Genomic DNA, 22,341 nt, shown 5'->3' with positions numbered 1-22,341 from the left:
AAGTTCAAGCGCGGACTTGCAACCTCAGAACAGCTTATGATGGGCCAGCACCGGTCAATTGTACGGCACTGCCTTCTGGCCAAATCGTCTGGCCCGGTATGGAGAGAACGGCTGGAACGACGCGCCCGGTTGGCATCCGGGTGACAGGCGGCGCCGGATGGGTTATATTGCACTGCACAATGCGAGCGCCTGCAGGCGAGGCTCCCATCGATCCGACGAATCGGCCCACGAGCGGCCCATGAAATCGGCATTGAGCTGCAAGGACGGAAAACCGCTATCGAGATGAAGATTCCAAAATCTCTGTTGATCGATCCGGACAAGAACACGGTCTATGGCAGCTTTGCCGTTGCCGTCTCGATCTGGGCGTTTTCCTACTCGACCATTTTCGGCCAGGCCATGATCCTGGCCTACTATGCAGTCTGGCTACCGCTCATCCTGGTCGACTACCGCAAGATATTAAGGCACGCTTCCAGCGCCTGGCTTCCGCTGGCCTTTGCAACCTATGTCTGCTTCTCGGTGTTCTGGTCGGCGGCTCCCGGCACCACGGCAAGAACGGCCGTCCAATATTGCTCCCATATCGCCTGCGCCTACATTGCCGCGCGCACCGTCAGCGTCCGGACCTTGACCATAGGCGCCCTGATCGGGATTTTCGTCGTCCTGCTCTACTCGCTCAAGGTCGCGAGCTATTCCTACGACGTTCTCGATGGGACGTATAATTTCGTCGGCGCGTTCAGCTCCAAGAACCAGATCGGCTTTGTCGCATCGCTTGGCATCTATTTCTGCGTTGTCTACCTGGCCTTTCTCAGGCGCGGCCGGATAAGCTGTTTGTTGATCGTACCGATTGTCCTTCTATCGGGCTATCTGCTGGTGGTGTCGCATTCCGCCACTTCGATGGCATCTACCCCCGCGGTTCTCGCTCTGGTCGCCCTGCTTTCCATCGGCAAGCTGCTTTCGCTCCGCCATCGCCGGGTGATTTTCATGATCGGTGCGGGCGGGCTGGTCGCCTGCACCGTGATTGCGCTGAATCTCGGGCTGATGGACTTTGTCCTTGGCCTGTTCGGCAAGGATTCGACGCTCACCGGACGAACCTACCTCTGGCAGCAGGGCTGGAATGCCGCGCAGCAATCGCCCATCCTCGGCGTCGGCTACGCGGCTTATTGGGTGCAGGGCTTCTCCGAGGCCGAGCGGCTGTGGAACGAATTCTATATCGCCGCGCGAAGCGGCTTCCACTTCCACAACACCTACATCGAGACCTTGGTGGAACTCGGCTTCGTCGGCGCGACACTGCTTTCGCTGATCATCCTGCGCACGCTCTGGGGTCACGTCTCGGCGCTGATATTCAGGACATGGCAAGCCGAGTCCGTGATTCTTGCCGGCGTCATGGTGCTTCTGTTCATCCGATCCTTCGTCGAGGTCGAGACCCTCAATCCCTACATCATGGGATCGTTCCTGCTGTACTACAGCTACTTCAAGCTGGTGAGGGTGCCGGCCGTCGCTCCTTCCCGGTGGAGCGCCGTGAACCATCTCGAGGAACCGGACGCCGTGCGAGGCTAGAGCGGGCGGATCCAGGCGGTTCGTTGCCCGAAGGCCGCCTTGTTTTCTGACCCATAAGATCCCAAACGCAAAAACCCCGCAGACCGCTGCCTGCGGGGTTGGTGCTTTGCTCCGGTGGAAAGAAGCTACTGGATGGCCAGGGGCGCCGGTTTGACCTTGATCACGTCCCCTGGCAGCACCGGCGTGTCTTCATCGGCGGTGATTTCGCTGGTCTTGCCGTCGACCACCCGCACCAGGGAAAATGACAAGGCCGCTGGTTGGTTGTTGCCGTAGAATTGCGGCATGGGGCTGCCCGACAAGGCTTCGGACATCAAGGCCTTTTCCATATTCAGCTTCAGCGTCGCCTCGTTGAGATCGGCTTCCGTCTGTTGCCGGTCGGTCGCGAGGCTGGAGTTCTGGGTGTTCTCGAGATCGATGGCGTCCTGGGTGGCCTTGCTGATCGACTGCTTGGCCGTGAGAATCGCCGTTTCGTAATCCAGGATCTGGCCCTCGAGGTCGGCGATGGTTTGCTGCGAGTTCAAAACCCGCGTGTTGACGACCAGGCCCTTTTGCGCCAGCGAGCCGATGCCGTTGAGCTGCTCCTTCGCCAGATCAACCTGCTTCTGCTGGTTGACGATCTTTTTCTGCAGCGAATCGATCTCGCTCTGCAGCAGCGCCTTCAAATCGTCGAGCGCCTGCAAGCGCAGCTTGAGTTTCTTCTGGTCGGCCGCCAGGATCGCCGTCTCATCGGCAACGATGCTGGGCAGCTTCGGATCGTCGGCCACCTCTTTCGGCACCGCGAATGTCGGCTTGTCCGCCAGTTCCGCTTCGATGCGGGCGCGCTTGACGGTCAGCCTGACCAATTGGTCTTGTAGTACGTCGAAATTGCCCTTGGCATTGATCAGGTCGCGGTCGTAGCGCTGTCCGCTCTCCGGGTTCCGCCGGGCTCCGCCGGCAATGCTCATCGCTTTCAGCACGGACAACCCAGGCACACAAGGATACTGGCCGGGCGATTGCACCTCGCCAGAGATGTAGAATGGCCGGTACTGCGCCATTTCGACGGAAGCCTCCGGCTTGTCGGCCAGAGCGAGCTTGCGCTGCAGCGCCTCGCCGAGCGATGCCGCGATCTCCGAAGTCGTCTTGCCGGATGCGGGCATCTCGCCGACGAAGGGAACCGACAAGGTTCCAGCGGGGCCGACCGTGTATTCTCCATTGATGGCCGACCAGTCACGAAACGTGCCTTCGACGGTCTGCCATTCCGCCACGCGGATGGTCAGCTTGTCCTGTGCTCCAAGCCGATAGTCGTCGGCGAAGGCAAACTGTGGCAAGGCTAGCGACAGGGTCAGGCCGGTCGCCATTGTAAGGCAAGTCGTCAAAAGCCGTACTCGCCGCATGCGTCTGGAGAGAATGCCGGTGCAAAAGATATCGATTATATCTGCTTTCAACTGAGCGTTTCCGATCTGGTTTGCCCCGCCCGATGAGCTGCCGATGCCTGAGTTAGGGGCCTGAGTTCCGGGCCCGAATTCTGGACAGCCGCTCCTCGATGCACGGCCAGCAAGCGGCCGTCAGTAGCAGCCTCGCGACATCCAGACCGCAGGTACGGTCTTGATGATGATGCGAATGTCTTCGAACATCGACCAGTTCTCGACATAGTGCCTGTCGAATGCGACGCGGCTGTCATACGAAACATCGTTGCGTCCGCTGACCTGCCAGAGCCCGGTGAGGCCGGGGCGCGATTTCAGGTAATAGACGGCCGAATTGCCATATATCTCCAGCTCATCGCGCACCACGGGACGAGGCCCGACCAGGCTCATATCCCCTTGCAGGATGTTGATGATCTGCGGCAACTCATCGAGGCTGAGCTTCCTCAGCACCGCTCCGACGCGCGTGATCCGCGGGTCGTTCTTCAACTTGCGGGTCGCTATCCATTCGGCGTTGGCCTCCGGATTCGCGGCGAGATAGGCAGCAAGCACCCGCTCGCCGTCTGCAACCATGGTGCGGAACTTGAGGCACGGAAAAATCCGTCCTCCGCGGCCGATTCGGCTGTGACCATAGAAAATCGGCCCGCCATCGGAAAACCTGACAAGCAGCGCTATCATTACGAACAGCGGGCTGAGAGCGACCAGGCCGATCAGCGAACCGACAATATCGAAGCTGCGTTTGAGCAGGCCGCCAATCGGTGGCGGAAAATCGACGCCGGCCTGCGAAAAATCCGCATCGGCCGGCTTGGCTACGTCCCTCATGCGTAAACTCCATACGTTGACCGGATGGTTTACCGCACGATACCAAAAAAATGTTGCAGCGCAACACACAATTTCTCAGACGGCTGTAATAGTCGCGTCATGAACTGACTAAATAATAAACTCGTCCTGCACAAAATTTCCCATTTATGTCGCAAAAGAGACAGATTATGGGCAATTTTGGAAAAGCTAGTCCAATTTTTGGGCTGATTTTAGGCGAATCGCTCTTTATACCCTCCTGTGGAGCTTTGCCGTCATTTAGAATTTCAAGATAATGACTGATGTTATGATAAAATACTATTCAATATTATGAATCATACTGGAGCGAGTCGATATCCGGCAATCAGTGGTGATGCCGACGTGTGCGTTGCACCATGGCGGAGTCGATCCCGAGGATTCGTTTAAAATTTATTCCGCAGCTGCCCTTGCCGCCTATTGCGCGGCTCAATAGAGTTGCAAATTGTTTCTGTCGGACTATGGACAGATTGGGCTAGGCCGGAAGCAACCGGCCAGAAGCGGGCAACCTAAATAAGCTCGCAGAGTTTAAGGGAGGTGCTCGGGGTGGGCTTGTCGACATTTTTTCCCGAGCCGGTTGATGGGCTATCGGGTATGTCACTGCCAAAGTTCATTATCGGAATGTGTTTTGCGCTGGCGATCGTGATCGTCTGGTCCTATTTGGGCGGCGCCTCGCTCGGTACGACGCTGTTTCGTGTCATCGGCTGCGCTATAGTCATCCAACTGGGTTATTTTCTGCTGGTCTTTGCCATGGTTGCCAGAAATGCCCCGACCCCGGCCGACAAAATCCGCGACGCTGAACGAAAGCTGAGTTCGAACGAAGCGGCCGAAGGCGAGAAACTCAGCGCCAGGAGAGGCCTTCACTGATTTCGGGCCTGGTCGCGGTCTGCGATGTCCATGTGACCTGTGGTTAAGCTCGCCGGTCCTCTGACGAATTGCTCGCCTCAACGACACCGGCAGTCGGCATTCCTGCTCTTTCAATTCCTTGACACTGCGGGCCTCGACGCGCTCGCTCCGCCCCGCCGCCGTCCGGTCGGCGAGGATCAGCAACTGGTTTCTGCCAGTCGAGCGCTCTGATGGAGCGTGCAGGAACGGCTCTGCCAAGCGGCGCATTTCTGGAGCCATCCCGATTGAGGCTCGCCGCCTGCCCAACCGGGCCATGACACGCAGCAAAATGAAAAACTGGACGGCGCCGATGATTTTGGCGATGCTTGCTTCGCACTTGCAGCATAGGCGTTTGGGCCGATGCATTTCAGAATGGGCGGTGGGGCATTGAGCGGACGGGGCGAGGAAACCCGCAACGACTTCTGCAATCGAGAGGCATGTTCATGACATCATTCCAGGTCTGCGTGATCATCGCCGCCCGCAATGCGGCGCGGACAATCCCGGCTGCCATTGCATCGGCATTACGCGAGCCTGAGGTTGCGGAAGTTGTCGTCGTCGACGACGCGTCTACCGACGATACCGCGAAAGTCGCCCACGCGGCCGGCGACGGCACGGGCCGCCTTTCCGTCATCCGCTTCGACGTCAATCGCGGCCCATCCTTTGCACGCAACGCCGCGATAGCCGGTTCCAGGTCGCCGTTCATCAGCATTCTGGACGCTGATGATTTCTTTTTCGAAGGCAGGTTTCACAGACTGTTCGCCAGCACCGATTGGGATTTCGCCGCAGACAACATCATGCTTGTCAGGGATGACGCGGCAACCGACGTTTCGAAAATCGTTGCTCCACCGTTCTCGCCCGAGCCGGAATTCCTCGATTTCGAGGGTTTCATCGACGCCAACATCTCCAGGCGCCGTGTGCAACGCGGGGAACTGGGCTTCCTCAAGCCGGTGATCAGCCGCGCCTTTCTCGATCGGCATGGGCTGCGCTACGACGAGAAGCTGCGCCTGGGTGAAGACTATGAACTCTATGCGCGCGCGGTTGCCCATGGCGCGCGCTTCAAGGTCATCAAATCCTGTGGCTACGGCGCGATCGTGCGCGCCGATTCGCTGAGCGGACGGCACAAGACCCAGGACCTGAAGCATCTGGCCGATGCCGACCTGGCACTGCTTGCGATCGACAGTTTGCCGGAGGCATCGAAGGCTGCGCTGAGAAGGCACGAGCGGCACATCCGCGACAAATACCGGTTGCGGAAGTTTTTAGACGTGAAGGCTGAGCGCGGGCTGGCGCCGGCCGCGGCCTACGCCTTGGCCGGCTCGTCCAATCTCACAGCCGTCGTCCGCGGCGTCGCCTCCGATAAGCTGGATGCGCTGTTTCGCCGCGCCGGCCTCGCCGCGAAGCGTCAGCATGTGCCGCCGCTGCGCTTCCTCATGGCCGGAACCAGCACGGCCAGCCAAAGCTAGGCCCGTCAACGTGCGACGGCGGTAGCTACTCCCTTACCCTTCGGTCGGCTCGCACCGTTTCAACGAGATTCATGAGTTTACGATCTAGGTGGTTGCCTATCCGCGCAGGGAATGGCAATCTATGTTGCGGTGCAGCAATTTTGGACGGCCAACCGAACTGGCCCGAGACATACCCTGTCGGAGGAGCTGGACGATGCAAGAAATGTCTTTTGAATGTGGACGGGCACTAAGGCCGTTCACCAGCTCGACGATGATGGGGCGCTGACTGCATGGCCTCGATCTTTCGCTTCCGATCGAGAGATCCGGCGCGCGACACGCAGACCGACACCTCGCGCCTCGATCGGTTGGCAAAGCTGCTGGACCAGATCTCGGCCGAAGTCGAGGCGGAGAAGAGCGGCCTTGAGAACCGCTACAGGACGACGGCTACCAATGCCGCCTTTCTGGTCGAGGCGATGGAGAACGGAGCGGTCTCCTCTCGCAGGTCTTCCGAAGTCGGCGAACTGACCAGGTCGATTCTGAATTGCGAGCGGCGCATCGCAGCGCTGTCGCGCCAGGTGCAGATGATGAAGGATCTCCGTCATTCGCTGGATGAAATCTTCGAGGAGAAGCGGCAGACCGGTCCCGACATAAGGACCGATTTTGTGAAGCCCGCCGATTCCGGCACAGGCTGAGCGAACACCCCGGGTCGGCGCAATGGTTTTAGGCACAACACGGAGCTTGGGAGCGACAGAGGTCAAGATCAGGTTGTTTTCGTCACGGTTCGAACGATCGCTTTGGGGGCGCACAGCACAAGGTGAGTTTGATATGAATACAGATCCTAAAAGCACGTCCGCCCCGGCAACCCGCGGCACCCCGTTCACGCGCCCGATCCCAGGCAAGCTGCAGCGGCTCCGTTCAGACGGCGCGTTTCTGCTGGTCGTTCTCGGCAGCATGGTTGCGGGCCTGGTCCCCGTGCGCGCCCAGGATCTCCCAACCGCGCCGTCCTTTGTCGATGATTTCACCAGCCTCAGTCGCGCGCGCTGGTACATTTCCGACGGCTGGACGAACGGCAAGCATCAAAACTGTACCTGGTCCAAAAGCCTGATCGGGCTTTCCAACGGCATGGTGACGCTCGGTTTCGAGAAGCGCAGGCTGAAGGATCGCGAATTCGCCTGCGCCGAGATCCAGACCAAGCAGCGCTTCGGCTACGGCACTTATGAGGCGCGGATGAAGACCGACACGGGCTCCGGCGTCAACGCGGCATTCTTCAGCTTCGTCGGCGACGCCGACAAGCAGCCGCATGATGAAATCGACTTCGAGGTGCTGACCAAGGACACGTCCAAGGTTCAGGTCAACGCCTACATAGCCGGCAAAGGCAAGAACGAGAAACTGGTCGACGTCGCCGGCGGCACCGACAAGGCCTTCAACGACTACGCCTTCGTCTGGGAAAAGGACCGGCTGCGCTGGTACGTCAACGGCAAGCTTGTCCACGAGATCACCGATCCGGCGAAGCTGCCCACCCATTCGCAAAGGATTTATTTCAGCCTGTGGGGCAGCGATACGATGAAGGGCTGGATGGGGCCGTTCTCGGATCCGGGCCGCAAGCTCACCATGCAGGTGGATCGCGTTGCATTCACCGCACTTGGCCAGCCCTGCCAATTCCCCGAATCGCTGGCATGCAACACCAACTAGAAGCGCATCTGAACCGGCCGGGCCGAAGGTGGTCGGAAACCCGAAGCTCGAAAAGGCCCGAAACCTTGAACAGGAATGAAACCGAATGAATTTGACTGTCTTTGGAATCGGCTATGTCGGTCTTGTACAGGCGGCGGTGCTTGCCGAAGTCGGCCATCAGGTGGTCTGTGTCGACATCGATGCAATAAAGGTCGAACGGCTCAACCAGGGTCATGTCCCGATCTTCGAGCCCGGGCTCGAAAATATGGTCAAGGAGAACCATGCCGCCGGCCGCATCAAGTTCACCACCGACGCCGCCGCGGCGATCAAGCATGGCCAGATCCAGATGATCGCCGTCGGCACGCCGCCGGGCGAGGATGGTTCGGCCGACCTCAAATATGTGCTGGCCGTCGCCGAGGCCATCGGTCGTGAGATGGACGAGCCCAAGATCGTCGTCGGCAAGTCGACCGTGCCCGTCGGCACCTGCGAAAGGATAAAGGCCAGGATCGCCGCAACGCTGAAGGCGCGCGGGCGCGAGGATCTGGCTTTCGACGTCGCCTCCAATCCGGAATTCCTCAAGGAAGGGTCCGCTGTGAGCGACTGCATGAAGCCCGACCGGATCATCGTCGGCACCAGCAACGAGGACACCGAGGCGGTGATGCGCGAGCTCTACGCGCCGTTCAACCGCAACCACGAGAAGATGATCGTGATGGATGTGCGCAGTGCCGAATTCACCAAATACGCGGCCAATTGCATGCTGGCGACCAAAATCAGCTTCATGAACGAAATGGCCAATCTGGCCGAGCAGCTGGGCGCCGACATCGAGGAGGTCCGCAAGGGCATCGGCAGCGACCCGCGGATCGGCTACCACTTCATCTATCCGGGCCTCGGCTATGGCGGCTCGTGCTTCCCGAAGGATGTGCGTGCCCTGATCAAGACCGCCGAGGCCGTCAAGTTCGACGCCAAGCTGCTGCGTGCCGTCGAGGAGCGCAACAACCAGCAGAAGTCGGTCCTGTTCGAGAAGGTGGACCGCTATTTCAAGGGCAATCTCAAAGGCAAGACATTTGCGCTGTGGGGCTTGGCCTTCAAACCCAATACCGACGACATGCGCGAGGCCCCGGCCCGCACGCTGATGGAAGCGCTCTGGGCCGCCGGTGCCAATGTGCAGGCCTACGATCCGGAGGCGATGCAGGAATGCCAGGCGATCTACGGGCTGCGCGACGACCTGCAACTGTGCGGCACCAAGGAGGCCGCGCTGCGAGGCGCCGACGCGCTCTTGATCGTGACAGAGTGGAAGAGCTTCAGCGCGCCGTCCTTCGATGCGCTGAAGAACGCGCTGACCACGCCCGTTATCTTCGACGGACGCAATCTCTACGACCCCAAGGTCATCGCCCGCCACGGCATCGAATACCACAGCATCGGTAGAATGGCGGCGTGACGCTAGGGCGGTCCAGCAAGGAGCCAGGTCAATGAAAGTTCTGTTTGCGGGCGGCAACGGCTACACGCCGCAGTTCAGCGGTGGCGTTCAGTCGAGCACGCACCATCTGGTCGAGCAGCTGCGCGAGCACGGTCATGACGCCTCGGTTCTGGCGGCGCTGTTCGGTGACGGCATGTTCGGCTTCAAGGCGCGCGCCAAGATGAAGCTGCTTCGTCAGCGAGCGGTCATCGACAGCTATCCCGGCTATCCGGTCGTGCGGGCATGGTTTCCCTGGGAGGCGGCGCGCTTCGCGGTCGAACGGCTCGATCCCGATGTCGCCGTCGTGCAGTGCCACAAATCGGTGCCGATCGGAAAGGCGCTGCAGGCACTCGGCGTGCCGCTGGTGGTCTATCTGCGGAACGTCGAATTCCACGAACTGGCCGGCGACCTGCGCGAATTGCATTCGGCGCTTTATATCGCCAACTCCGAATTCACTGCGCGCACCTATAAGGAAAGGTTCGGCATCGATTCGACCGTGATCCCGCCGACCATCAATCCCGGGCTCTACAGCACGCCGACCACCGGTGAATTCGTCACGCTGATCAATCCCTACAATGAAAAAGGGTTCGAACTCGCCGTGCGCATCGCCGGCCAATGCCCCGAAATCCCGTTCCTGTTCGTCGAAAGCTGGAAGCTCGACGACGACCATCGGGCGCAGATCGAACAGATCATCGCCCCGCTGCGCAACGTCAGGCTGGAAAGCCGTACTAGCGACATGAAGACCGTCTATGGCCGCACCAAGATTCTGCTGGCGCCCAGCAAATGGGAAGAGGCCTGGGGACGGGTGGCATCCGAGGCCCATTGCAGCGGCATTCCAGTCGTCGGGTCCCGTCGCGGCGGCCTGCCGGAAGCGATTGGCGCCGGCGGCGTGGTGCTCGACTATGACGCACCGCTCGACGACTGGGTCGCCGCGGTCAGGCGACTATGGAGCGACAAGGCCGAGTACGATCGGCTGTCGGCGGCGGCGCAGCTGTTTTCGGAGCGGCCGCAAATGAACCCCGACAGCCAGTTCGCGACCTTCCTCCGCGTTCTCGACAACGCCAGGCAAGGCGCGCTGGAGCGTGCCGCCTGATGCATTTCGTCCAAAACCATGCACGTTGCCCAAAAGCCGGCTCTCGCGCCTGACCGGGGTGGGAGCTGCCTTGGGACAAAGACACGCACAACACCAGACGCTTGAGGCGCCTCGCACGGTGGCGACGGGCGTCATCCCTCATCCGCGCGAGCAGATCGCCGACCGGCCTCGAAAGATCGTCCATTCGATGAAGATTTGCTTCGTAGTTGATAAGTTCCCCTCTTTGTCGGAGACCTTCGTCCTCGACCAGATAGAAGGGTGCCTCGAGCGCGGCATGCAAGTCGGCGTCGTCTGCAACGAGACGTCCTTCGGCAAGGACAGCAACATCGACGATCGCCGCTGGCAGGCTCTCCCTGGCAAGGTCGTCTGCTGGTGGGGCGGGCTGGGGCGCTTTCGCCCGACGCTCAGGAGATGGTCGGGCAGGTTCTGGGATAAGCTCTCGACCGCTGTCGACATCGCTTTTGCGCGCAAATTGCAGAACGCCGATGTGATCGTCGCGCATTTCGGCAATAACGGCATGCGCGTCGCCCGCGCCATGAAACGAGGCCGGATTTCCGCTCCGCTGGTGACCATATTCCACGGCCGCGATGTCGGCGAACCGCTGCATGACAACACGCTCACGCGCTACAAGGTTGTCTTCGACAAGGGCGTTCTCCAGCTCCCGGTGAACGCGTTTTTCCGCGATGCCCTGATCGGCGTCGGAGCACCCCCGGCGCAAGTCATGGTTCACCATATGGGCGTGCGGCCCGGTGAGATCGGCTACCATTGGCGTTCCTGGGACCGGGACACGCTGTCCTTCATCTCGGTCTGCCGGCTGACCGAAAAGAAGGGCATCGAATTCGCCCTTCGCGCGCTCGCCAGCCTGCCGCGGCGCGACTGGGTCTATTCGGTGATTGGCGGCGGCGAATTGCTGGAAGAGTTGAAGAAGCTCGCCGCAAATCTCGGCGTTGCCGACCGGGTGACTTTCCTCGGGCCGCGTCCGCACGCCGAGGTCAAGCAGCGCCTGCGCAATGCCCACGTATTCCTGCTGCCTAGCGTTGCCGCGCGAGACGGCGATCTCGAGGGTATTCCGGTGGCGCTTATGGAGGCTATGGCCGCCGGGCTGATCGTCGTCAGCACCTATCACTCGGGCATTCCCGAACTGATCGAGGATCAGGAGACAGGCTTCCTCGCACCGGAGCGAGACGTTGCGGCGTTGGCCCGCAAGCTTGTCTGGGTGGCCGAGAACCCGGACAAATGCGAGCGCATCGCACGTGCGGCGCGCCGCAAGATCGAGCAGGATTTCAACGCGGACGTACTCAACGAACGTTTTGCGCAGATCGTTGCTCAACTGGCCGAAGCCAGGCAGCCGGCATGAACGCCAACCCGCCCCCCCAGTTCGGTCGCGTCGCCCTGCGCGGCGGCGTGGTGACGATCGGCGCGCAAGGCTTCAAGATGGCGATCCAGTTTCTCTCCGTCATCGTGCTTGCGCGTCTGCTCGTGCCCGAGGATTTCGGCCTGGTGGCTTCCGTCGGGCCGATCGTGGCCTTTGTCGGGCTGCTTCAAAACCTTGGCCTGCAGCAGGCCGTGGTCCAGCGGAAGGACATCAGTACCGAGCAGCTCAACCAGGTATTCTGGATCAGTGCGCTGGTGGGGCTGGGCAGTGCCGTGGTGGTTGCATGCCTGGCGCCCGCCATCGCTGCCTTCTATGGCGATCAACGCATGGTCGGGATCACCATCGGCTCTGCCTTGCCGCTGCTGCTTGGCAGCCTCGCCGCGGTGCCGCTGGCGCTGATGAACCGTCACTTGCGCTTTGGCCAGCTCGCGCTGAACGATGTGATTACCGCCGCTGCCGGACTTGCGACTACCGCAATCGCCGCCTATGGGGGGCTGGGCTACTGGTCGCTGGTCATTGGCCCGGCGGTTTCGGCTGTTGTCGCGCTGGCCGCGGCATGGCAGGTGGCGCGCTGGACGCCGTCGCGGCCGGACCTGAAGGTCGATACCGACATATTGTCTTTCGGCGCCAATCTGACCGGCTTCAATCTGGCCAACTTCTTCTCGCGCAATCTCGACAACATCCTGATCGGAAAATATTCGGGCGCGATCGAGCTCGGCTATTATGACCGCGCCTACAAGCTCCTGCTGTTTCCGCTGCAGAACATCAACCAGCCGCTGACACGCGTGATGGTGCCGCTGCTGAGCCGCATCCATGAGGACAAGGCGCGGTTTCGCGACATCTATGTGCGAACCAATTGGATGCTGGCTGCCATTACTATGCCCGGCATCGCGGCGCTGACGCTGACGTCGGACCAGGTCGTCGGGCTTCTCTTCGGCGAGCGCTGGACAGCGGTGGCGCCGATCTTCGCCTGGCTGGGCATCGCCAGCCTGATCCAGTCCGTCTCGAGCACCACCGGCTGGATCTTCATCTGCCAGGGCAAGACCAAGACCATGTTCCACTGGGGCATCTACTCGTCGCTGACGACGGTCGCCGCCTTCATCATCGGCCTGCACTGGGGCGCCGTCGGTGTCGCGGCGGCCTACGCGATCAGCGGCTATGTGCTGCGCGTCCCGGTGCTTGCCGTTCTTGTCCACCGGGTCGGCCCGGTGACCGCAGCCGACTTCCTGGTCATGCAGGGGCTTTTCATCGCGTCATCGCTGCTTGCCTGGTCCGTGTACCGGGAGTTGCCGGCATCGCTGACCAGCCAGTCAGACCTGCTCGCGGTGGTCCTGGCGGTTGCCCTCAATTATTTGATCGGCCTGGTCCTCATGCTTGCCCTTCGCCAGTCGCGCAGCGCCCTGTTCACCACGCTTTCCAGCGCCATGCGCAACGCCCGCTAGGCCGGCAATCACCGGCCTCAAAAGCTCACCTGCCGACATCGCCGACGCATGCTCCTCAAGCACTGCCTGAAGGCTCGTCCTGCGATAGAGGTCGAGATTGGCGGTAAGTCTGCCGAGCTTCTCGCTCGCTTCCTCGGGCGTCACCGTGTCGATGTCGAGCAGCAGGTCGGCGACGCCGATCCGCTTGGCAAGTTCCTTGGTCTTGAATTCATAGGCGATTGGCAGCACCGGCGTGCCGACGCAGAGCGACATGATCATCATGTGCATGCGCGTTGCGACAACGAAGTCGAAGCCTTTCACCAGTGCCATCAGTTGCTCCGGCGTGTGGAACGAAGCGTCCACGCTGACATGCTTGGCGATCTCCGAATCGAGTTCGGCAACGATAGCCCGCGCCGTCTTGGAATCATCATGGGCGTATTCCGGCACGCCCTGGCAGGTGGAGACGAAGGTGACCTCCTTGGCGTGGTCCCTGACCAGGATGGTCGCGATCGCGCGGATCGAGTCGATGTAGCGGCGCATGCCGCCCTCGCCGTCGCTGACATAGTTCCAGTGACGGACGGAAATGGCGACGCGGCCGGTGACGGTCGCCGACTGGCCGGAGGCCAGAATTTTTCCGATCCTGTCGGTGTCGGCCAGGGCAAAGACGGCGTCGGCCACGACGTGGCATTTGCCGGGGTCTTTCACCATGTCCACAATGTGGCCTCGCGAACGTTCGTCGCGCAGCAGGATGAGCGGGCTCCGATCGAAGATTGGGCTCAACTCCTGGCGATTGTAACTTTTGTTGAACGGGCCGAGCGATTGCGTGAAGAAGACGGGGTCCTTGCCCAGAATCGCGTCGATCCGGAATTGATTGAGTCGCCGTTCCAGATTGTAAGTCTCGACAAGATAGGTTCCGCCTGTCGTGACCACGAGGTCGGCGTCTTTGTAGATCTCGAGACCACGGCGAGTGCTTGAGCTGAACAAACGCCCGAGAACGCCGCGGATGCCGAACCGCCGCAGGGCGTTGAGGACGAGCCGATTGTAGATCGGCTTGAACAGGTTCTTCAGCCCACTGCCGTATTTGTAGCGGAACAGCGATTCCGACAGCAGCTTGTGGAATTCGAGATCAGGATACTCTTTCTTCGTGTAGAGCCTCGCCGCCACCTCCGGCTGGCTGTCGAAGACGTAGAACTGGATATCGTCTAGCACGATCGTCTTGAAAACATGGCGGATCGCCAGGAGAATCGCTGCATCCCCGGTATTCAGGCAGACGGTGTTTTCAACCGCGATCTTCATGGAATGACCTCATTTCGTGAGTAGTCCCGTGCTTCCATCGACGGGTGCGAAGGGGCGGATTGCAGGCGGGTTGGCCGAAAATGCTGCACGCCAAGGATGGTTCTCGCGTCGTGATTATTGGCGCGCAGCCCGATGGCAGGCCAACGCGCGGTCCATGTGGCCCAAGCAGAGCGAGATTAACCCATCGATTTTGCAGTGCAACAAAAAACGGGGATCTTTGCTACGCTGCAACCAAAAATGTTGCGATGCAGCAAGAGCTGTACTAGCATTGTCGCGGGCGGGCCAACAGCGGTCGAGTTTTCATGCTGCATGTCTTGTACTTGGTACACGACGTCTCCGACCCGGCAGTGCGCCGGCGGATCATAATGCTCAAGGCAGGCGGCGCCCAGGTTACGCTGGCGGGCTTTCGTCGTACGGCAAGCGCAGTTGCTGATGTCGAGGGCTTGCAGCCGATCGATCTCGGCCCGACTCGTGATGGCCGATTCGCCCAACGTCTGGCCGCGATCATGAAGGCAGTCGTCTCGACCGGCTCGAAGCTGGGCTCAATGCCACGGCCCGACCTCATTATCGCGCGCAATCTGGAAATGCTGGCGCTTGCCCGCCGCGCCAGGTCGGCTTTCCAGGCAACGGTGCCGATCGTCTACGAGTGCCTGGATATCCATCGCCTGCTGCTTCGCGACGATCCGCTGGGCTGGGCGATGCGCGGCGCAGAACGCTTCCTGGCCAGGGATGTGAAGCTTCTGGTGACCAGCTCTCCGGCCTTCATCGCCAACTATTTCAAGCCGTTCGGACAGATTGCCGCCCCGGTCGAACTGCTCGAAAACAAGTATTTCGAGCCAGCCGCGGCCTCGCTGGATGACCGCGCGGCGCCGGAGAACCCCGTTGCGCCGCCTTGGCGGATCGGCTGGTTCGGGGCGCTTCGCTGCCGTCGCTCCCTGGAGCTTCTGGCCGAATTTTCGCGCCGCCTCGACGGCCGCTTTGAAATCGTCCTCAGGGGGCGCCCGGCGCTGTCCGAATTTCCCGATTTCCACGGTTTCGTCGAATCGGAACCCTGGCTCTCGTTTGGCGGGCCCTACCGCAATCCCGAGGATATGGCGGCGATCTACCGCGAGGTCCACTTTTCCTGGGCCATCGACTTTTTTGAGCAGGGCCTGAACTCCGAATGGCTGCTGCCCAACCGGCTCTATGAGGGCTGCCGCTTCGGAGCCGTGCCGATTTCGATGGGAAACACCGAAACCGGCCGGTTCCTCGACCGGCAAGGCATAGGGGTTCTTTTGCCAGAAGCCGCGCCCGAGGCGCTCGAAGCCGCCGTCGGCACGATGGAGCAGCATCGGTTCGGGACATTGAGGGAGCGTGTTCTCGCCCGAAATCCGCGCACCTGGAGCTACGACCGCGCCGATTGCCGGGCGCTCGTCGAAAAGCTCCGCGGGCTGACTGCGGCTCCCGGTCCATATGCTGCCGAAGCATTGGCATAGAAGGACTGCCGATGACGCAAACCGAAATTCCATCCTGCATGATCGTGGTTCCGTGCCTGAACGAAGCGGCCCATATCGGCGCGTTGCTTCGAGATCTCCGCCCTGCGGCCGAGAGGCTGGGCGCCGTGATCATCGTTGCCGATGGCGGCAGCACGGACGGCACCAGGACGATCGTCGCGGACATCGCCGCAAAAGATCAGCGGGTGATCCTGCTGCACAATGAAAAGCGCTTGCAGAGCGCGGCAATCAATCTCGCCGTCGCCAGGTTCGGGGAAGGCGTCGACTATCTCATTCGCATCGACGCGCATGGCGGCTATCCTGCGGATTATTGCAACCGGCTGGTCGAAGAAGCGCAGGCCACCGGTGCGGATTCGGTCGTTGTCTCGATGCTGACCAGTGGCAGCGGCATGGTTCAGAAAGCAGCGGCAGCGGCGCAGAACTCCAGGCTCGGCACCGGCGGCTCCAAGCACCGGCATCTTTCGGCGGGGGAATGGGTCGATCATGGCCACCACGCACTGATACGGATATCGGCCTTCACCGCGGTCGGCGGCTATGACGAAACCTTCAGCCACAATGAGGATGCCGAACTCGACTATCGGCTCCGCCAGGCCGGCTACCGCATCTGGATGACCGGCAAGACGCAAATGGTCTACTACCCGCGCTCCTCGCTGAAGGGCCTCTATTTTCAATATCTCGGCTATGGCCGTGGCCGGGCGAAGAACGTTCTCAAGCACCGCATGATCCCGAAGATCCGGCAGATGGTGCCGCTTCTGGTGTTCCCCGTGGTTCTTCTCGCCGCCTTTTCCTTCGTCCACTGGCTGGCGGCCGTGCCGCTTTTGCTATGGGCGTCGGTCTGCCTCGGCTACGGCTTTTGGACCGCCGTCAGCCAGCGCAAAGCCGACATTGCGCTTGCCGGGGTCTCGGCAATGGTCATGCATTTCGGCTGGTCGGTCGGTTTCTGGCTGCAACTGCTCGCACCGCGACCGCAGCGCGGGGTGGCGTGATGGACCCGCTCAGGAAAAATCGAAGCATCGATATCTGCGTCTGCACATTCCGCCGGCCGGAGCTTGCCGACACGCTTCGCTCCATAGCGGCCATGGATATGCCCGCGGGGTTCGACGTCGGTATCGTCATCGCCGACAACGACGATACGCCGACGGCCGAAACGCTGGTCGCCAAGCTGGCGGGGGAGTTGAAGCTACCGGTGACCTACCGGCACGCCCCGGCCCGCAACATCTCGATCGCGCGCAACGCTTGCCTCGATACCAGTGCGGCGGATTTCGTCGCCTTTATCGACGACGACGAGACGGCCACCGCTGGCTGGCTTGCCGAACTGGTGGCGACGGCGGAAGCAACAGGTGCTGCGACGGTGCTTGGGCCGGTGCAAGCCCGTTACCTGCCGGATGCGCCCGCCTGGATGCGCAAAGGCGATTTCCACTCGACCTTGCCGGTCTGGGTGAGCGGCGAAATCCGCACCGGCTACACCTGCAACGTCCTGCTCAGGATTGGCGCTGAGAGCCTGCGCGGCCGGCGCTTCAGCCTGGCACGTGGCCAGACCGGCGGCGAAGATACGGAATTCTTCGACCAGATGGTCAAGGCCGGCGGCCGCATCGCCTTTTCGCCGGAGGCTTGGGTCGACGAAGCGGTGCCACCTGCCAGGGCGGCATTCGACTGGCTCGGCCGCCGCCGGTTCCGCGTCGGGCAGACGCACGGTCATCTTCTGGGGCGCAACGCACACGGCCTTGCCCGGCTCAAGCAGGTCGGCATTGCCGCGGCAAAGGCCGCCTACAGTTTCCTGTCGGCAATTCCGGTCGCCATCGACCCCGTACGTCGGAACCGCAGCGTGCTTCGCGGCATTATGCATGTCGGCGTCGTCAGCGGCCTCGTCGGGGTTCGTGAAATCCGCCAATACGGCCTGTCTTCGCCGCAGCAAGGGGGCAAGCGTGCAGCCTGACGTGAGCTTCGTGATCGCCGCCTACAATGCCGAGGCGACCATCGATCGGGCGATTGCCAGCGCCGTCGCCCAGCGCAATATCAGCGTCGAGATCATCGTCGTCGACGACAAGTCGCGCGACCGGACGCTCGACCTGGCGAGATCGTACCCCGAAGACATCGTACGCGTTGTCGCGCTTGAGCAAAACCGTGGCCCCGGCGGCGCCAGGAATGCCGGCCTTGAGCTTGCACGCGGCAGGTGGGTCGCGGTCCTCGATTCCGACGACGCGGTCTATCCCGGGCGACTCTGCACCATGATCGAAGGCGCGGAGAAAGCGGGCGCCGAGATCGCGGTCGATAATCTGCAGGTCGTTCGCGAGGATGGCGTTGCCGAAGAGACGATGTTCCCGGCCGACTATCTGGAAGGCCTCCGTGAAATCTCGCTGGCGGATTTCATCGGCGGCAATGTCCTCTTCGAATCGAGGTTCAATCTCGGCTACCTCAAGCCGATCTTCCAGCGCCGGTTCCTGAACGAGAACGGGCTTCGTTACGATGAAAGCCTGATCATTGGCGAAGACTATATCCTCCTGGCCAGTGCTCTGGCTAAAGGCGGCAAATGCGTGGTCGAGCCGACGACGGGCTATATCTACCACATTCGCACCGGTTCCATCTCCCGGGTGCTCGAACTTCATCACGTCGAGGCGATGCGCAGGGCCGATGCCACCTTCGCCGCGACCCATTCCATGGATGCTGCGGCCGAGGCGGCGTTCGCCAGGCGCGCTCGCAGCCTGCGCCGGGCGGCATCATTCCTGTCGCTGGTCCAGCACATCAAGGCGCGGTCCCCGCTCAAGGCGATATGGACGGCGCTCAGCGATCCGGCGGCGGTTCGGCATATGAGCATGCCGATCGCCGTCCGGCTGCGAAGGGTAGCGGCACAGTTTGCCGTGGTGGCGGGGAGGTGAAGGGCTGCAGGTGAATGAAGACAGTTTCGCCTGCGACAGGGTTGAAATCGATCTCCTCAGAAGGAACGTGCAATGAAAAAAGTCAGGAAGGCAGTCATACCGGTGGCGGGGCTCGGAACGCGGTTCCTGCCGGCGACCAAGTCCATGCCGAAGGAAATGCTGCCGGTGGTCGACAGGCCTGTCGTGCAATATGCGGTTGACGAGGCGTTCGAGGCCGGCATCGAGCACATCGTCTTCGTCACCGGCCGCAACAAGGCGGTGATCGAGGACTATTTCGACCTGCATCCTGAACTGATCGGAACCCTGGAGCAGAGCGGCAAGAAGGCGCAACTCGAATCGCTTGAAAGCCTGCTTCCCGTCGCCGGCGCGACGAGCTTCATCCGCCAGCAGTCGCCGCAAGGCCTCGGCCATGCCGTCTGGTGCGCGCGCGAAGTCATCGGTGACGAGCCCTTCGCATTGCTGTTGCCGGACATGGTGTCCTTCGGCGGGCGCGGGTGTCTCGCCGAGGTCGCCGATCTTTATGCGCAGACTGGCGCAAACGTTATCGCCGTCGAGCGTTGCGATCCGACCGAGACCAGCAAATACGGCATTGTCGGGCGCGGCGCTGATGTCGGCACGGGCTTCGAGGTGACGGCCATGGTCGAAAAGCCGGCTCCTGCCAACGCGCCATCGAACTTCTACATCAACGGCCGCTACATCCTGCAGCCCGAGATATTCTCGTTGCTGGCCAGCCAGCAGCGCGGCGCCGGCAACGAGATACAACTGACCGACGCAATGGTGCGTCTCGCACAGACCCAGGCCTTCTTCGCCCAGCCTTTCGACGGCCGCATGTTCGACTGCGGTTCGAAGGAGGGCTTCATTCAGGCCAATGTCGCTTTCGCGCTGGCGCGGGAGGACATGAAGGGCCCGATCTTCGAGATGCTGCAGGAATTCGTCCGGTCGCATCAGCGTCGGGAAGAAGCCGCATAATGTCCATTTTTTCGAGGCATTGTGGGTGCGGCTGATGACGCAGGACAGGCCGTTGCGCCGAGCGTAACGCGCACTGTCCGGCGCAAGGTTTGCACCCTATGTCCCGACCTTCGAGGCGGTAGCGCCTGCAAACTAGAATTGGACCGAAGATGAACTATGCCAATTTTCCTGTCGACAAGAGGACGCCATTGCCGGCTTCAAATGCGGCAAACGCCGAAGACTTCATCGACATCGAGCGCCTGCTTGGCATGGCCGCGCGGCAGGCGAAAGTGGTTGCCGCCTGCGCCGTCATCGGTCTCTTTCTCGGCGTGCTCTATTTGCAGACGACGCCTCCTACCTATGTGGCGACGAGCAGCGTGCTGATCGACGAAGGATTGAACAAGGTCGTCGACGACATTTCGGCGGCGTCGGTCAGCATGCAGACCGACTCCGCCGTTCTGAGCCAGATCGAAATACTACAGTCGGCCAGGCTGGCTGGGGTGGTCGTCGACAAGCTGAAGCTCGATCAGAACGACGCTTTCATGAACCCTCCGACATCGGCCCTGTCGAAGGTTGCTGGCTTTGTGCGCGGTATCGTCCAGTCTGTCCGCCCCAAGCGCGCCGCTAGCACAACCGATGTCACTCAGCTTGATGCTGCGACGCGTGACGCGATCACCGCATCCTCATCGCCCCGTGACTACGCAATCTTCAAACTGCAGACCCAACTCGATGCCGAGCGGATCGGCCGGAGCTTTGTCATCAGCATCTCCTTTCAGGCGACCGATCCGGCGCTTGCGACCGCCATCACCAAGGCCTATGCCGATGCCTATCTAGCCGATCAACTTGATGCCAGCTTCGACGCGACCGAGCGGGCGGCGGTCTGGCTGCAAGGCCGGCTGACCGAGCTTCGTGAGAGCTCTCAGGCGGCTGCACTGGCGGTCGAAAAGTTCAGGGCCGAACACGGATTGGCCGTCAATGACGGCCAGCTGATCAGCGACAAGCAATTGTCCGATCTCAACACCCAGCTGATCGTCGCGCAGGCCGATACCGCACGTGCCGGCGCCCGCTATCAGCAGTACAAGTCGATCGTCGAAAGCGGCTCGGACAATGCGTTCAAGGACGCTGCGATATCGAACGACCAACCGAGCAGCTCGGTCATCACGACGCTGAAGAACCGCTATCTCACCGTATCCAAGCGGCAGCAGGATGTCGAAGCCAATTTCGGCCCGCAACATCCGCAGGCCGTCGCGCTCGCCAAGGAGAAGGCCGACATATCGGCGCAGATTTTCGGCGAGCTGAAGCAACTGACCGAAAGCTACCGCAACGAATACGAGGTCGCTCTGGCGCGCGAAACCGCGCTCCGCGCAAATGTCGCCTTGGCGGCTGGCAAGAGCTCCATCGACAACCAGTCGCAGGTCAAGCTGCGTGAGCTGGACCAAAAGGCGACGGCGCTGTCGACGCTCTACCAGACGTTCCTGAACCGCTATGAGGAGGCCGCCCAGCAGCAATCCTTCCCGGTCGGCAAGATCCGGGTCATCTCGGACGCGACGATGCCGCAGTCGGCCGCAACCCCGCGCACAGCCATCGTGCTGGGGCTTTCGCTGGCGCTTGGCATGATGCTGGGGGCAGGGGTTGGTGGCCTGAATGAATTCAGGGAACGCTTCTTCAGGACCGGCGAGGATGTCCGCGACCGTGTGGGCCTCAAATTCCTCGGCTACCTGCCGGTCATCGGCAAGGCTGGCAAGGATGACCAGCGCAATGGCGGTCAGCCTGACGTCAAAGTCGTTGAATCCAAGTCCGCCAAGTCCTCCAAATCCCAGCCCTCCAAAACATTGTCGGCAGCCGAAAAACGTGCGCGGATGCGGGTAACCGTCGATGCCCCGGCATCGATGTTCTCCGAGACGCTGCGCAACGCCAAGATCGCCTTCGACGTCGTGATGGAGGGCCAGGGCAGCCGGGTCATCGGCGTGGTCTCGGTGCTTCCCGGCGAGGGCAAGTCGACGGTGGCGGCCAATCTTGCCGGGCTGCTTGCCGTCAACGGATCGAAAACGCTGCTGATCGATGGCGACCTGCGCAATCCCGGCCTCAGCCGCAGCCTCGGTATGGAGGCCGAGCAGGGCCTGATGGAAGCTGTGGTGAGCGGGCAGACATGGCAGTCGGTCGGCAAGATCGACCGGCAGACCAAGCTGGCTATCATCCCGGCCGTCCTGCGTGGCCAGTTTTCGCATACCAGCGAGCTTCTGTCTTCAGCCGGCATGCGGCGTTTCATCGATAACGCCAAGGAAACCTTCGAATACATCATCGTCGATCTGCCGCCGCTCGGGCCTGTCGTCGACGCCAAGGCCTTCGCTCCGCTTGTCGACGGCTTCGTGCTGGTCACCGAGTGGGGACGCACGCCGCGTGCAATGGTGCAATCCATGCTCAGCTCGGAGCCCTACATCGCCAAGAAGATCATTGGCGCGGTGCTGAATAAGGTCGAACTGAAGAAGCTGGCCAAATATGGCGCGATCGGCGGCTCGGAAAAATTCTTCGACAAATATTCGAGCTACTATCTGGAAAAATCGGAAGCGCGCACCAAGGCAGCCGCCTGAGCGACGACA

Annotated in this window: 17 protein-coding genes and 1 pseudogene; 15 read left to right on the top strand and 3 right to left on the bottom strand. The window is 61.3% G+C overall.

Going from position 1 to position 22,341, the window contains the following annotated elements; translation table 11 throughout:
• Positions 1–282: 282 nt before the first annotated feature.
• Positions 283–1,554: an O-antigen ligase family protein gene (locus NKJ91_RS05065; RefSeq protein ID WP_352454701.1), complete on the top strand. Its 1,272-nt coding sequence runs from the start codon at positions 283–285 to the stop codon at positions 1,552–1,554.
• A 125-nt stretch (positions 1,555–1,679) separates the two neighbouring features.
• Here NKJ91_RS05065 and NKJ91_RS05060 read toward each other — a convergent pair whose 3' ends face one another.
• Together NKJ91_RS05060 and NKJ91_RS05055 are read right to left on the bottom strand one after the other, a co-directional pair.
• Positions 1,680–2,927: a polysaccharide biosynthesis/export family protein gene (locus tag NKJ91_RS05060; RefSeq protein WP_502903559.1), complete on the bottom strand. Its 1,248-nt coding sequence runs from the start codon at positions 2,925–2,927 to the stop codon at positions 1,680–1,682.
• A gap of 171 nt (positions 2,928–3,098) precedes the next feature.
• Positions 3,099–3,776 carry a sugar transferase gene (locus NKJ91_RS05055; RefSeq protein WP_352448447.1) on the bottom strand — a complete coding sequence of 226 codons (678 nt, stop codon included), beginning with the start codon at positions 3,774–3,776 and terminating at the stop codon, positions 3,099–3,101.
• A 558-nt stretch (positions 3,777–4,334) separates the two neighbouring features.
• Here NKJ91_RS05055 and NKJ91_RS05050 point away from each other — a divergent pair.
• The 8 genes from NKJ91_RS05050 (at position 4,335) to NKJ91_RS05015 (ending at position 13,149) form a co-directional block, all read left to right on the top strand.
• Entirely contained in the window at positions 4,335–4,655 is a 321-nt protein-coding gene (locus tag NKJ91_RS05050; RefSeq protein WP_352454700.1) for an exopolysaccharide production repressor protein, read from the top strand.
• A 455-nt stretch (positions 4,656–5,110) separates the two neighbouring features.
• Positions 5,111–6,133 carry a glycosyltransferase family 2 protein gene (locus tag NKJ91_RS05045; protein WP_352454699.1) on the top strand — a complete coding sequence of 341 codons (1,023 nt, stop codon included), beginning with the start codon at positions 5,111–5,113 and terminating at the stop codon, positions 6,131–6,133.
• 269 nt (positions 6,134–6,402) lie between these two features.
• Positions 6,403–6,804, top strand: coding sequence for a hypothetical protein (locus NKJ91_RS05040; RefSeq protein ID WP_352454698.1), 402 nt, complete (start codon positions 6,403–6,405; stop codon positions 6,802–6,804).
• 133 nt (positions 6,805–6,937) lie between these two features.
• Positions 6,938–7,804, top strand: a complete 867-nt coding sequence (gene exoK / locus NKJ91_RS05035) for an endo-1,3-1,4-beta-glycanase ExoK (RefSeq protein WP_502903557.1) — start codon at positions 6,938–6,940, stop codon at positions 7,802–7,804.
• Between the two features lie 85 nt (positions 7,805–7,889).
• Positions 7,890–9,221, top strand: a complete 1,332-nt coding sequence (locus NKJ91_RS05030) for a UDP-glucose dehydrogenase family protein (RefSeq protein ID WP_352454697.1) — start codon at positions 7,890–7,892, stop codon at positions 9,219–9,221.
• A 31-nt stretch (positions 9,222–9,252) separates the two neighbouring features.
• Complete coding sequence (locus tag NKJ91_RS05025) at positions 9,253–10,332, top strand: glycosyltransferase (protein ID WP_352448452.1); 1,080 nt, start codon at positions 9,253–9,255, stop codon at positions 10,330–10,332.
• A gap of 70 nt (positions 10,333–10,402) precedes the next feature.
• Complete coding sequence (locus NKJ91_RS05020; protein ID WP_352448453.1) at positions 10,403–11,689, top strand: glycosyltransferase; 1,287 nt, start codon at positions 10,403–10,405, stop codon at positions 11,687–11,689.
• Positions 11,686–13,149: a lipopolysaccharide biosynthesis protein gene (locus NKJ91_RS05015; RefSeq protein WP_352454696.1), complete on the top strand. Its 1,464-nt coding sequence runs from the start codon at positions 11,686–11,688 to the stop codon at positions 13,147–13,149. Before NKJ91_RS05020 ends, NKJ91_RS05015 begins: the two co-directional genes overlap by 4 nt.
• A 222-nt stretch (positions 13,150–13,371) precedes the next feature.
• Here NKJ91_RS05015 and NKJ91_RS05010 read toward each other — a convergent pair.
• Positions 13,372–14,424, bottom strand: a pseudogene (locus NKJ91_RS05010) (polysaccharide pyruvyl transferase family protein); the annotation flags it as partial.
• A gap of 302 nt (positions 14,425–14,726) precedes the next feature.
• Between NKJ91_RS05010 and NKJ91_RS05005 the strand changes: the two are divergent.
• From NKJ91_RS05005 to NKJ91_RS04980, 6 genes are all read left to right on the top strand, one after another.
• A complete protein-coding gene (locus NKJ91_RS05005) occupies positions 14,727–15,899 on the top strand; it encodes a glycosyltransferase family protein (RefSeq protein WP_352454695.1) in 1,173 nt (390 codons plus the stop codon).
• 11 nt (positions 15,900–15,910) lie between these two features.
• Complete coding sequence (locus NKJ91_RS05000; protein ID WP_352454694.1) at positions 15,911–16,903, top strand: glycosyltransferase family 2 protein; 993 nt, start codon at positions 15,911–15,913, stop codon at positions 16,901–16,903.
• Entirely contained in the window at positions 16,903–17,853 is a 951-nt protein-coding gene (locus NKJ91_RS04995) for a glycosyltransferase family 2 protein (protein WP_352454693.1), read from the top strand. Before NKJ91_RS05000 ends, NKJ91_RS04995 begins: the two co-directional genes overlap by 1 nt.
• Entirely contained in the window at positions 17,843–18,793 is a 951-nt protein-coding gene (locus tag NKJ91_RS04990) for a glycosyltransferase family 2 protein (protein WP_352454692.1), read from the top strand. The genes NKJ91_RS04995 and NKJ91_RS04990 overlap by 11 nt, the downstream gene beginning before the upstream one ends.
• A 72-nt stretch (positions 18,794–18,865) precedes the next feature.
• Positions 18,866–19,762: a UTP--glucose-1-phosphate uridylyltransferase gene (locus tag NKJ91_RS04985; RefSeq protein WP_023676320.1), complete on the top strand. Its 897-nt coding sequence runs from the start codon at positions 18,866–18,868 to the stop codon at positions 19,760–19,762.
• 149 nt (positions 19,763–19,911) lie between these two features.
• Entirely contained in the window at positions 19,912–22,332 is a 2,421-nt protein-coding gene (locus tag NKJ91_RS04980; RefSeq protein ID WP_352454691.1) for a polysaccharide biosynthesis tyrosine autokinase, read from the top strand.
• The last annotated feature ends 9 nt before the right edge of the window (positions 22,333–22,341 follow it).

This window comes from Mesorhizobium sp. M0040 (genome assembly GCF_040323505.1).
In the GTDB taxonomy this organism is placed as follows: Bacteria; Pseudomonadota; Alphaproteobacteria; order Rhizobiales; family Rhizobiaceae; genus Mesorhizobium.
Note: the sequence above shows the minus strand (reverse complement) of the source record. Positions and strands in the feature narration are given on the sequence as shown.